Genomic DNA, 13443 nt, shown 5'->3' with positions numbered 1-13443 from the left:
GCCCGCATGGAGTACCTGCTTAAAACAGGAGGTTCGCCGGACTACGTGCCTTTTAAAACGGCGCAAACGCCGGTGATCCTGATGAGCGGGTTGCCGGGGGCAGGGAAGGATACCTATATCCGGCGGCACTATCAGCAACTGCCGGTCATCTCCCTGGATCATATCCGGCAAACTATGAAAATAAGTCCTACTGATAAAAGTGGCAATGGCATAGTGATCCAGGCTGCGAAGGAACAAGCCAGGATATATCTCCGGGAAAAAAAATCCTTTGTGTGGAATGCCACGAATATCACCCGGCAGATGAGGGAGCAGCTGATCAGTCTTTTTACAGCGTATGGGGCGGCAGTAACTATTGTATATGTGGAAGTGCCTGCGGCGAAGTTGTTGCAGCAAAACCGGCAGCGGGAAGAAGTAGTGCCGGCGGCAGCGATGGAGCGGTTGATCAGGAAGCTGGAAGTGCCTACCAATGCGGAAGCGCACGAACTGAAAATAGCAGTCAGCAGTTAGCCATTGGCTACTGCTGACTATTGCCTGTATTAAAATTCATTCCGCCACATCATGCTTTCCACCGGTTTTACCGTGCGGCCATTGTATTTGGCGTTTCCTTTTTTATTGTAGAAAGTTTCCACTTCGCCTTCTACCACGAAGTAGATCAGCTGGCCTACCGGCATACCTGCGTATATGCGTACAGGTTGTGCGCAGGAAATTTCCAGGGTCCAGGTGTTGCAGAAGCCTACATCGCCCTTACCGGCAGTGGCGTGAATATCGATACCCAGGCGGCCTGTGCTGGACTTACCTTCCAGGAACGGAACATGCGCATGCGTTTCGGTATACTCTTCTGTTACACCGAGATAGAGAGTGCCGGGTTGCAATACATACCCTTCCTCCGGGATTTCGAAATGATCAATTTCATTATGTTTGCGCGCATCCAGCACACGGTCTTTGTAAGTAGCCAGGTATTTACCCAGGTGTACATCATAGGAATTGGTACCCAGGTATTTCCGGTCATAGGGAGCAATGACGATAGTGCCTTTTTCAATTTCCTCCAGTATCCGTTTGTCTGACAGAATCATGCTTAGGTTCGTTTAGTTTTAGTGAGCTGTATTGTTAGCTTTTTGTTTTCAGCTGTTGGCATTTAGTTAAAGACCTGCTGCCAAAAGCTGTTTTTTCTGCTTTTTTGCTTTAATTTGGCAAGATATGCCATTAATACGAACGATACAAATTGATCCGGAAACGAAGCTGGGTGTATGGAAGATAACAGAAACGGAAAGCTTTTTCCAGGAGAAGGTAAATATCAGCCGGGCTATTCACCATCCGCATAAACGCCTGCAGCATTTCGCAGGCAGATACCTGCTGGTAACGCTTTTCCCGGAATTTCCCGTTAAGGATATCATGGTGAGTAATAGCCGTAAGCCGGTACTGGCCTGCGATAGCCACCACTTTTCCATTTCCCATTGTGGCGATTATGCCGCTGCCATCGTAAGTACCAAAGCAGCGGTAGGCATCGATATTGAAGAGGTGAAACCTAAAATAGAACTGGTGTCGCATAAGTTCCTGTCGCCGGCGGAACGGTCGTTTATTAATCCTGCAAACGAGTTGTCGCACAAAACGATCTGCTGGAGCGCCAAAGAAGCCATGTTTAAATGGTATGGCCGGGGAAGCGTTGATTTTAAAGAGAATATGAAACTGCATCCCTTTGTTTTTCAGCAGGCCGGTTTCATCACTGCCGATTTTAACAAACAGGATACAAATACCCGGTTATATTTGCAATATATTATGGAAAATGACCTATGCCTGGCATGGACTCATCCTGCGTGAGGAAAGATTTTATTAAGCACTGTCGCGTTAATTATGAAGATTTATTTACTCGGTTTTATGGGTGCCGGAAAATCCTATTGGGGAAAGCAACTGGCGGATCACTGGCAACTGCCTTATTACGACCTGGATGAGGTGATTGTAGAAGCGGAAGAAATGGCGATTGCCGATATCTTTGCTACCAAAGGGGAAGATTATTTCCGTGAGAAGGAAAGCCGGCTGTTGCGGGAGTTATCCAAACAGGACAAGTTCCTTATTTCCTGTGGTGGCGGAACGCCCTGCTTCCAGGAGAACATGGATTTTATGAATGAACATGGTACCACTGTATGGATCAATCCTTCCGTGGAAACGATGGTGGAGCGCCTGCAACGCAAAAAGTCCAAACGCCCGCTGATCGCCGACCTGGAAGATGAAGACCTGGTAGGATTTGTAGAAAAGAAGATGGCGGAGCGCCTGCCCTTCTACCAGCAGTCCAGGCATATAATTACATCGGATAATATTTCATTGGATACCTTTACGCAAAATTTCTAGTATGCATAAGAGTTTTTTAGTTTGGGCAGCGGTATTAGGCGCATTGGCAGTAGTTTTAGGCGCATTTGGCGCGCATAAACTGAAAGAGCTGGTGCCTCCTGAAACCGTATCTACTTTTCAGACAGGCGTTACTTACCAGTTCTATCATGTATTCGCATTAATTGCTACCGGCATCTTATTTGCTCATGTGCCCGGCAGCCAGCTGGTGTGGGCAGGCAGATGTTTTATTATCGGGATCCTGCTGTTTTCCGGCTCGCTGTACCTGCTCACCATGCTGAAAGCTACCGGTAATGTAGGTTTGAGAGGTATTGGTATAATTACGCCCATTGGCGGCGTGTTTTTTATAGCCGGCTGGATCTGCCTGCTGGCGGGGATTCTAAAATTAAAAGCATAAAGCAGTCTCGTATATGTATAGCCGTTTTTGGTGGTTGATAGTGATTTTACTGACCGGTTCAGTGGCGATGGCACAGGATAATACGAATATTACCGGTAAATGGTATGGCACCTTCAAACTTTATTACGGCGATAAATACCGTATGATCATTGATCTGCAGAAAGATGGGGCAGGCTATAAAGGAACCCTTCAGTTGCCGGAAATGTCGGACAACGACTACTTCGAGCTGGAAACGGTGGTATACCGGAAAGACACCCTGCTGCTGCGTATCGATGCATTGCGGTTTTCTTTTACCGGGGTATGGGATCCTGCCGTAAATCAGTTCAGGGGTATTACCGGCTTTGTGGATGATCAAAGTCATTCTGACCTTGGCCGGAAAGAAATTACCGCTGCCGAAATGTATAAAAGGCCACAGGAGCCCAGGCCCCCGTTCCCGTATTACACGGAACAGGTGAAGTTCAATAATGTAAAAGACAGTGTTACCCTCGCCGGAACGTTTACCCGGCCGGCTGCACAGGGTAAATACCCGGTGGTACTGATGTTGTCCGGATCAGGCCCGCAGGACCGGAACGAGGAAATAGCCGGTCATAAGCTGTTCCTTGTGCTGGCCGATTATTTTGCACGGAATGGTATTGCCTCTCTCCGCTACGACGACAGGGGCTTTGCCGGTTCTACCGGGGACTTTGACACATCTGATATTTATGATTTTTCGCATGATGCCCTCACGGCGTTGAAGTACCTGAAAACAAGGAAGGACGTGGACCCTGCGCGTATTGGCTTATTGGGGCATAGCGAAGGCGCCGTGGTGGCGCAGATCACGGCCGCAAACAATCCGGCGGTGGCTTTTGTAATATCCATGGCAGGTGTGGGCGTGAGCGGCCGCGAACTGATAGACCAGCAATCGGCCGCCAAAGGGAAGATGGCTGGTAAGTCAGATAGCCTGATCCTGGCAGACCAGCTACGCATGAAGCCGTATTGGGACCTGCTGGCCAGCGACAGTGATATTGCCGCTATCACACCCAAAGCACAGGAAATTCTGCGGAATATATACCGTAATTCAAGTGAAGACGTTAAGAAAGGACAAACCGAAGATGAACTGGTACGGGCATCCGTTATGAGACCGGAAACTATATCGTTATTAAGATACAAACCGCTGACCTACCTGAAACAGATCAAATGTCCGTTTATGGCGATCAACGGCACGGCAGACATACAGGTGGATGCCACCGCAAATCTGAAAGAAATTGAACGCGCATTGAATGAAAATGGTAATCTGCTCACAACAATCCGTAAGTTTGATGGATTAAACCATTTGTTTCAACGCTGCAAAACATGTGAAGTGAACGAATACGGAGAGCTGGAGCAAACCATTGATCCCCTGGTTCCCGCGTTTATGGCGCACTGGATCTTACAGTTGCCACCGTCGGAGGACAGGTAGTCCCAAATTTGAAATTATAATATGTCCAAGAATAAACTGAAAACCGAAAAACCGGAAAGCAAAAAAACACCAAAAGCGCCTGCTGCGAATCCTGATGTATTGAAGAAGGATAAGGAGCCAGAGGTAAAGGTAAAGGAGCTGGTGAAAGATGAACGCACCCATAAGGTATTGGGGGTGTTCTTTCTTTTACTGTCTGTTTACTGTTTTATAGCTTTTACTTCCTATCTTTTTACCTGGGAAGACGACCAGGATAAAATCTTCCATTATTCTACCAGGGAATTATTTTTTGGAGATGTAAAAGTAGATAACCTGCTCGGTCGCCTGGGTGCTTATGTGTCGCATAACTTCTTCTTTTATGGAGTAGGTATTGCCGCTTACCTGTTCTGTTACTTCTTTTTTATTATCGGTGTAAATTTCATTGTAGGCCGCCGGGTGTTCCGTATCTGGCGCAGCATAAAATATATCCTGTTCGGGTTATTGTTTATCAGTATGACCATGGCCTTTGCCTTGGGTGGTGGCGATTTCCCCTGGGGCGGCGCCCTGGGCGATGCCCTGAACAAATGGACCACCGGCTTTGTCGGTAAAACAGGAACCGCCCTGCTGTTGCTCGTAGTAGGCCTCTCCTGGCTCATCTGGAAATTCAATTTCGACTTTAAGTGGCCGGAGAAAAAGGTAAAGCCGCCAAAACCCGTTCCTGCAACGGCGCCGGCAGCCCCTGTTATGCAGTCTGCTACTGCCGCACCTGCACCCGCCGCTGCAAAAGAAGACCCGCGCGGGAATGGCCTCCGCGAGGAAGGCGGCGTAATGGTGATCCCTCCCCATGCGGAAGAAGAAGAGGTGGACGACCTGCCACCTATGCAACTGGTGGAAAGGGAAGATATCACCGTGATCCCTTCCGCGCATGCTGCTTACCTGCCCCAGGAAACGCCGGAGCCTTCCTATGAAAATGACTTGCCCGCGGAGGAAGAAGAGGAAGAAGAAGACCCGGGACCATTGCTGTATATAGAAGAAACACCTGAGCAGCCACTGGCCCCCACAGGTAAAAAGAAAGGCGAACCAACAGAAGTGACCTTCGAAATAAAGCCTACTTACCAGGACGATGAGGACGAAGTGGAAGAAATAGCGCCGGTAAGACCAGTAGAACCTGTGGATCCTTATGATCCGTCGCTGGACCTGAGGGATTATAAATTCCCTACGCTGGACCTGCTGGAGAATCATAATGCAGATAAAGTAATTGTACAGGATACTTCTGAACTGGAAAAGAATAAGAACCAGATCATTGATACGCTGAAGAACTACGATATTTCCATCCAGAAGATCAGCGCCACAGTAGGGCCCACCGTTACCCTGTACGAAATTGTTCCGGCCGCGGGTGTTCGTATCTCCCGTATTAAAAACCTGGAAGACGATATCGCATTAAGTCTGTCGGCCCTGGGAATCCGTATCATAGCGCCTATTCCGGGGAAAGGTACCATTGGTATTGAGGTGCCCAATGTGAAGAAAACCATCGTATCTCTCAAAAATATGCTGGCTTCGGAAAAGTTCCAGACCAGCACCATGGACCTGCCTATTGCTATCGGCAAAAAGATCGACAACGAAAACTTTATTGCCGACCTGGCGAAAATGCCTCACCTCCTGATGGCTGGTGCTACCGGTCAGGGTAAATCCGTTGGTATCAACACTTTGTTGGTATCACTGCTGTACAAAAAGCATCCATCACAGCTGAAGTTTGTACTGGTAGATCCAAAGAAAGTGGAGCTGTCGCTGTACAAGCTTATCGAGAAGCACTTCCTGGCCAAATTACCCGGCGAAGACGATGCCATTATTACCGATACCAAGAAGGTGATCCATACGCTCAATGCGCTTTGTATTGAAATGGACCTGCGGTACGACCTGCTCAAGGAAGCCGGCACCCGTAACATCCGTGAATACAATAATAAATTTACCCAGCGCCGTTTGAACCCGCTGAAAGGCCATCGCTACCTGCCATTCATTGTGCTGGTGGTGGATGAGTTTGCGGACCTGATCATGACAGCTGGTAAAGAAGTGGAAATGCCAATTGCACGTTTGGCCCAGTTGGCCCGTGCTGTGGGTATCCACCTGATCATTGCCACGCAGCGCCCGTCTGTAAACATTATTACCGGTACCATCAAGGCCAACTTCCCGGCCCGTGTAGCCTTTAAGGTATCTTCCAAAATAGATTCCCGCACTATCCTCGATATCGGCGGCGCTGAGCAGCTGATAGGACAGGGGGATATGCTGGTTTCTTTCAACGGGGAGCTGGTACGACTTCAATGCGCCTTTGTGGATACGCCGGAAGTGGAAAGCGTTGCTGAATTTATCGGCAACCAGAAAGGGTATCCTGATGCCTTCCTGCTGCCTGAGTACGTGGATGATAAGGACCCGGATGGCCGTGAATTAAGTATTGCAGACAGGGACCCGCTGTTTGAAGAGGCCGCCCAGGTGATCGTGTCCACCCAGCAGGGCTCTACCTCGCTGCTGCAACGCAGGATGAAGCTGGGGTATAACCGTGCCGGACGTCTCATGGATCAGCTGGAAGCCGCTAACATAGTAGGCCCCAATATGGGCAGCAAGGCAAGGGATGTACTGGTAAAAACAGAAAGCGAGCTGAACGAAATCCTTAATAATTTGTTATAATATGTTAAAGCCGCCTGAATTTATTACCCTTTTTCAGGAAATATGATCAATTTTGCACCCTGTAAAAACCTACACGGCTATACCGGCATGGCATTTGTCTTTGTTGGATAGCACAAACTAAAAAAAACTACGATGAAGAAATTTGTATTAACCGGAATGTTGTTGAGTGGTATTATTTTCAGCGGCATGGCACAATCCAGGGGCGCTTCAGATCCAAAGGCAAAAACCGTTCTGGATGGTGTTAGTAATAAATTCAAATCATTAAAAACAGTAGTCGCTAATTTTGTATTAAAGATAGAAGGCGCCAATAACAGTGTATCTGATTCCAAGAAGGGTACTGTTTATTTAAAGGGAGCCAAATATAAGGTAACGCTGCCCGGACAGGAGATCATCAGCGATAACAAAACCTCCTGGACATACGCGAAAGATGTGAATGAAGTAACCGTGAATAACGTGGATCAGAGCAGCGGCGCCATGACACCGGCCAAACTGTTCACCAACTTTTACGATAAGGATTACCTGTACAAACTGGAGCCTGAAAGCACCGAAAAAGGAAAGGTGTTACAGAATATAGAGCTTACGCCTACAGATAAATCCAAGAACATTTTTAAAGTGATTGTTTCTGTAGATAAAAAGAGCCAGAGCATTGCCAAAATGAAGGTGTTTGAGAAGAACGGTAATCATTATACCTACGAAATCACCAATTTCACACCAAATACCAACCTGAGCGATGCTACCTTTACTTTCGATGCCAAGAATTATCCCGGCGTGGAAGTGGTAGATCTCCGCTAGTAAAGATATCCAGTATAAAGGCCACCGGAGCGCAGATAACCGCGGTAAATACAACAAATACCGCCGTTGTTTCCGCTCCGGTGGCTTTTTGCAATAGGCTTTGTGCTTTCTGCTTATTTATTTACCTTTGGCAAGTTCAATTTAAAATTAAACAATATGGCATACGACGTAATCGTAATTGGTAGTGGGCCCGGCGGATATGTGGCTGCTATCCGTGCTTCTCAGCTGGGATTTAAAACTGCAGTAGTTGAAAGAGAGAGTCTGGGTGGTATCTGTTTAAACTGGGGCTGTATTCCAACGAAGGCTTTGTTAAAAACGGCACAGGTTTTTGAATATACGCAGCATTCAAAAGATTATGGTATCACTGTAAGTGATGCAAAGGTGGATTTTGAAGCGGTGATTAAACGTAGTCGCGGTGTTGCCGATAAAATGAGCAGGGGCGTTCAGTTCCTCATGAAGAAAAATAAGATCGACGTGTTAATGGGCAATGGAAAGGTAAAAGCCAAAGGCCAGGTGGAAGTAACCGATAAAGACGGTAAAGCCACTGTACACGAAGCAAAACATATCATTCTGGCTACGGGCGCACGTGCACGTGAACTGCCTAACCTGAAAATTGATGGTAAGAAAGTAATTGGTTACCGGGAAGCAATGGTGCTTCCGCAGCAGCCTAAATCCATGATTGTGGTAGGTTCCGGCGCTATCGGCGTTGAGTTTGCCTATTTCTATGCTACCCTGGGCACTAAAGTGACCATCGTTGAGTTCCTCCCACGCATCGTGCCGGTGGAAGATGAAGATATCTCCAAAGAACTGGAAAAAATATACAAAAAGAAAGGCATCGAAATCATGACCAACTCTTCTGTGGAAGCAGTAGAAGAAAGTGGTAATGGTGTAAAGGCAAAAGTAAAAACCCAGACCGGCGAAATCACCCTGGAAGCAGATGTGGTACTGAGCGCGGTAGGTATTGCTGCCAATATTGAAAACATTGGCCTGGAAACACTGGGTATCAAAACTGACAAAGGCCGTGTACTGGTAGATAAATATTACCAGACAAATATCCCGGGCGTTTACGCTATCGGTGATATGGTTCCAGGTCAGGCGCTTGCACACGTAGCTTCGAAAGAAGGTATCGTTTGCGTGGAAGCCATTGCATACAATGAAAAGAAATATGCGCATAAACCAGAGCCACTGGACTACATGAACATTCCTGGCTGTACTTATTGCGCGCCTGAAATTGCTTCTGTAGGTTATACTGAAAAAGCGGCAAAAGAAGCCGGTTACGAAGTGAAAGTGGGTAAATTCCCGTTCTCTGCTTCCGGTAAAGCTTCTGCAGCCGGTGCTACTGAAGGTTTTGTAAAAGTGATCTTCGACGCTAAATACGGCGAATGGTTAGGTACCCACATGATTGGCGCCAACGTTACTGAGATCATTGCTGAAACAGTGGTAGCGCGCAAACTGGAAACTACTTACCAGGAAGTGCTGGATTCCATCCACCCTCACCCAACTATGAGCGAATCTGTAAAAGACGCTATAGAAGTAGCTTACGGCGAAGCAATTCACCTGTAATTTTATCTGATTGTAAGTATAGCAACAGCTGTTCCGGTTTACCCGGAGCAGCTGTTTTACTTTATAGTATCTCCTAATCTGTAATAATGAGCTTCCGTGTGGCTGTTTGATTGCTGCCGCTAGCGCGCAAATAATATACCCCGGGGGCAGTGCTCCAGTCTTTCGCCCTTAAAGTGGCAGTCCTGTTTTTCTGCATATCCCGCAGATGTACTGGTGCGCCCTGGTTATTATAGATCACTACCTGTACGTTCGTATTGCTCCGGAACCCCTGTAATGTAATGGTGAACTCATTGTTTACAGGGTTGGGATAAATCCGGATGCCGGCACCGTTACCCGTTTTTAATGTGGTGCTGGTTAATAAGCCGGTGTCTGCAACGGCAGGGGTAATAGTACCATTGCAGGTAGGAGTAGTGCTCCAGGCCATTTGCGCATCGCTGAACTGCGTCCAGCTGCTGTTCACATCAATATTGGAGGTATGGCTTGCCGGTTGGCCGTCGCAATCAGCGCGACCGTTGTTGGGATGCGGCACCTGGAGATAAGTACCGTTGGTGGAGCAACTGCCTATTTCTGCGTCGCCACCCACTACTACGGCATTGCCGAAAGTAACGCCCCATTCCAATGCATCTCCCTTTACATTAGCGCTGCCGGATACCGTACAATTGGTGAGCACCGCGTTTTCTGTGATGACAGCGCTGCCTGTATACGAACCCCCATAAATGCTTGCATTGCCGCTGATGGTAACGGTATTACCGACTGTTGCATTTTCCACCCAGGCATTACCAGTGATCTGCGCTGTGCCGGTTACTACGGAATTGCCCAGTACAATGGCTTTGGGGCCTACATAAGCGGTAGATGCCACTGTAGCGCTGTTGGCTACCCATCCGCCGCCATTCGTATGGGTATGGCCGTTAGTTTTGTAAGCAGCCCGGTAGGTGCTTTGGTAGCCCTCAGGCACGGCGTTGGCTATACGAATTTCGTATGGGTACCGTTTGATCTTTGGCCAGCCGGGTTCCCATACATAAGTAGTATGCGTAGTAGGCGCACCCATTACCACCAGGTAAAGCTGGGTTTCATTGCTGTTCATAGTGAAGCTGATCTCGCCTTCATCGGCCGATGCGGTGGCACTGTAGCGGGAGATGTTGCCATTGGCCAGGGTAGCTACAAAGCCGTATCGCCATCCGGCGGTGCTGTTCACTTCTGTATGTCCTTTGAACTTTACGGTTACGTTCCGGTCGCTGCAGGTGGTGTACAGTGGAATGATATTGTAACCATAATCCTGCGGGGCGCTGGCGTTGTCTATTTTGTAGCGGCCGGTGGCTGCGCTGACCTGCTGCAGGGTGGTATACAACCGCCAGATATAATGCGGTTCCTGTGTTTTCAGGCGATCCCGTTCCGCTTTATAAATAGCGCCAAAATTATTAACAGTGTAATCGCAGGCTACTTCCCGTTTGGCATAATCGTACATAAAGTTATTGAGCTGCGACTGGCTCCAGCTTTTCAGTCGCCGGTAGGTCATCAGCGGGTGCTCGCCGGCGGTACTGCTGGTACGGATGGATTCTTTCCACAGCCTGTTTACCATGGTAATACCATCTGTTTGCTGCATATACCACAGCATCTTAAACGCGTCGTAGTGATGGCGGGTGGAGCTGAAGTGAAACATGCTGGTAGCCATCCACCGGGGAAGATCATCGTTGGCGAAGCGGGGATACATTTGTGTACGCATGAAATTCGCATGTGTTTCCCAGAAGAAACCGGCAGGCTCATAATTATTGAAACCGCAGTTGGCGTTCTCCTGGATGGCGATCATGCCCTGCAGGCTATGGGTGAGCTCATGACTGGTTACGCCGCCATCCCTGGTAGCGTTGGGATGTACCCACATGGCGCCGATGGTGTTGCCATAGGTTCCTCCGAATGCCCAGCCACTGGGGCCTCCGCTGCCCCAGGTATCGTTCATTACAATGATGATTTTGTATTTCCCCAGGTTTTTGGTGGGAGTATCCGAACAAAAACCAATTTCGGTGACAAATTTTGTATAAATCTTTTCCAGGGTATCACATACTGCCTGTGGATTAAAAGCAAGGTTTGGATCGCTGTAAGTGGCAGGATTGGTGCCTACTACCGTGCCCCAGAACATTACAAAGTTGGCCGACTGGTAGCTGCGACTGTAAGACCAGGTAGAGAGATAAGGATCTGTGCTGAATTCAGGTGGTATATATACCGTTTTCTGTGCAGATACCAGGGTAGTTGTAAACAGGAATGCAAAAACAAATAGAGCTTTCTTCATAAATAATTGATTTGGATGAATAAATGGTATGATCCGGAGAATTTTTAGTTGAAGTAGATGTACAGGAATTTCTTTCAAAGCGGATTTTGTCTTGGGACACTGATTACGCTGATTATACAGATTACAGGCTGTTGATTCGTTTTTACCGGTGGATGATCCTGACTATTTGTTTGTTATAAGGATTACTACAGTGGAATAACTATATCAGTGCTTTACTGATTTAATTGTCTTATTGACATTTAAAGTTAAAGAGACAGATTTATTATTTCAGCTAAGATCTTAACCGGTTATTGATGAATTTTACCCCTGCTTCGGTGGTTGCCCTGATGAGCTGCATGGTATCATAACTGGTTATTGATAAATTTTACCTCACGGGGAAAATAAGAGAAGAAGGGCATGTAACGTTTAAATTAAAGAGAATACGCTGCTTGACCGGGAAGTATCTGGTTCAGGAATTATTTACAACCGGGGTATTTTAAAAGATCTGTGCTGGTCCGTTCGCCATTTGCATGGGATAGATCTGTTTATATCTGCATAAAAGCACTGTTATAAATACCAGGCGTTATATCTCCGCTCTGAAATGGCCCGTACCAGCCTTGTTTTACACTTTTGCGGAGCCGACCCGGTTATAAATCCCAAACACTGTACCGCTGTTTTCAAATAGTGTATATTAGTTTTGTTTTACTACTTGTGTGGAATAGATCCGTTTATTATCTGCATAAATACTACAGTTATAAATACCATTTGGCAAGCGCTGCACCTCTATTGTTTCCTGGGTCGCTTCAAGATTCCGTTGCAATACTATCCGTCCGCTCATATCTGTGATTATCAGTTTGCGGCTGCGCAGGGTGGCATCTAAAACGGTGAACTGGCTGCTCACGGGGTTGGGGAAAAGCATGATATGATTATCTGCAATAATGGTGACAGTTACGGGATCCGCATAAATAACCTGTCCACTGTTGGTGAGCAGTTTTACGCGATAACGCAACAACCCTTCCGGGGCGCTGTTATCGAGATAATTGAAGTTCATAGCGTTGCCAACGGGCTGTTGTTCCAGCGTTAACCAACCTTCCCGCGTTAACCGCTCCCAGTAAACCGTTTGCAGTTGCCAGGTGCTTCCGAGCGTAAGCGACAACGCCACTTTATTGTCGGTGGTAGGATCCGCCAGCAGGGTTTGTACATAGCAGCCAACGCCCTGTTGTGCATAGTTAACCGCATAGCTCCGAAGGCCGGTCCACCCGGCAGGAGCAACGGGGCTTACTGCAAAGTATAACGATGAAGCGGTGGCTTTGGGAATAAAAACAAATGTGTCGCGCACCTGCTGGTAGGGTTTTAGTTCCGTACTGCCCATGGTGTACAACTGGTAAGCTGCGGCTCCTGGTTGCCTGTTCCAGTACAGCAGCACCGTGTCAGTACAGTTGAATCCTGCGCGCATGGTGAGTAATGGTGAAACATAAAAGGAAGGGCTGATAAACGAGGTATCCGTTAACGTTAGTTTCAGCATTACCGGCCCGAAAATGTCCGGCGCAACCCATTTATATTGCCCGTTTTCAACTGCGATGTTTTGCATAACGGGCAGCCAGGTACGACCGCTGTCGGTACTGTAGGAGAGATCACTGTTACCCCTATACGTAGTTTGCCATTGCAGTGGCAGTAGCTGTCCGGCAGTTGTTACAATACCGGTTGCAGGGTTTTGCCACTGGAAAGTGTTGGCAGGGATCATTTCATAGGCTAAATAAAAAGATTGCGCACCAGCAGCTACCCGGGTACCGGATACGCTTACCCGCATATTGCCTGCTGCAGGCCGTTCAATGTTGATCTGTTCTGTATTGTTGATGCTGTCCCTGCCACGCGTTGCGGGCAGCTGCAGGGAATCGGCGGAGGGATAGGTGCTCAGTATCCAGGGCTGCCATAATTTACCATCGGAGGTAGTGGCGGTGATATCAAGATCGTTTATAAGCGCTTTAA

The 13443-nt window shown here is 47.7% G+C and carries 11 protein-coding genes; 8 read left to right on the top strand and 3 right to left on the bottom strand.

Translation table 11 applies throughout. The features are described 5' to 3' along the window. On the top strand, nt 1-507 hold a 507-nt coding region (locus tag VIM72_RS27540; RefSeq protein ID WP_332006024.1), incomplete at its 5' end, for an ATP-binding protein. Nucleotides 508-536: 29 nt separating this feature from the next. Here VIM72_RS27540 and dcd read toward each other — a convergent pair. Further along, complete coding sequence (gene dcd / locus VIM72_RS27535; RefSeq protein WP_332006023.1) at nt 537-1073, bottom strand: dCTP deaminase; 537 nt, start codon at nt 1071-1073, stop codon at nt 537-539. 124 nt (nt 1074-1197) lie between these two features. On the opposite strand from dcd, the gene VIM72_RS27530 reads away from it, so the two are divergent. From VIM72_RS27530 to lpdA, 7 genes are all read left to right on the top strand, one after another. Further along, complete coding sequence (locus VIM72_RS27530) at nt 1198-1818, top strand: 4'-phosphopantetheinyl transferase family protein (protein WP_332006022.1); 621 nt, start codon at nt 1198-1200, stop codon at nt 1816-1818. A 33-nt stretch (nt 1819-1851) separates the two neighbouring features. Beyond that, nucleotides 1852-2346 (top strand): shikimate kinase, encoded by a 495-nt coding sequence (locus VIM72_RS27525; protein WP_332006021.1) that lies wholly within the window; start codon nt 1852-1854, stop codon nt 2344-2346. 1 nt (nt 2347) lies between these two features. Next, complete coding sequence (locus VIM72_RS27520; protein WP_142687573.1) at nt 2348-2740, top strand: DUF423 domain-containing protein; 393 nt, start codon at nt 2348-2350, stop codon at nt 2738-2740. A 13-nt stretch (nt 2741-2753) separates the two neighbouring features. Beyond that, nucleotides 2754-4178, top strand: a complete 1425-nt coding sequence (locus VIM72_RS27515) for an alpha/beta hydrolase family protein (RefSeq protein WP_332006020.1) — start codon at nt 2754-2756, stop codon at nt 4176-4178. Between the two features lie 21 nt (nt 4179-4199). Then, the gene (locus tag VIM72_RS27510; RefSeq protein ID WP_332006019.1) at nt 4200-6836 is read left to right on the top strand and encodes a DNA translocase FtsK; all 2637 of its coding nucleotides are present in this window, start codon (nt 4200-4202) and stop codon (nt 6834-6836) included. Nucleotides 6837-6968: 132 nt separating this feature from the next. Continuing rightward, complete coding sequence (locus VIM72_RS27505) at nt 6969-7628, top strand: outer membrane lipoprotein carrier protein LolA (RefSeq protein WP_332006018.1); 660 nt, start codon at nt 6969-6971, stop codon at nt 7626-7628. 156 nt (nt 7629-7784) lie between these two features. Then, nucleotides 7785-9191: a dihydrolipoyl dehydrogenase gene (gene lpdA, locus VIM72_RS27500; RefSeq protein ID WP_332006017.1), complete on the top strand. Its 1407-nt coding sequence runs from the start codon at nt 7785-7787 to the stop codon at nt 9189-9191. A 73-nt stretch (nt 9192-9264) separates the two neighbouring features. Here the strand turns inward: lpdA and VIM72_RS27495 are convergent, their stop codons facing one another. Then, nucleotides 9265-11475, bottom strand: a complete 2211-nt coding sequence (locus VIM72_RS27495; RefSeq protein ID WP_332006016.1) for a DUF6055 domain-containing protein — start codon at nt 11473-11475, stop codon at nt 9265-9267. 670 nt (nt 11476-12145) lie between these two features. Next, nucleotides 12146-13443: T9SS type A sorting domain-containing protein (locus tag VIM72_RS27490; RefSeq protein ID WP_332006015.1), on the bottom strand; the 1298-nt coding region annotated here is incomplete at its 5' end.

The organism is Chitinophaga sp. (genome assembly GCF_036569185.1).
In the GTDB taxonomy this organism is placed as follows: Bacteria; Bacteroidota; Bacteroidia; order Chitinophagales; family Chitinophagaceae; genus Chitinophaga.
The sequence above is the reverse complement of the archived record's forward strand: the minus strand, read 5'-3'. Positions and strand labels throughout refer to the sequence as shown.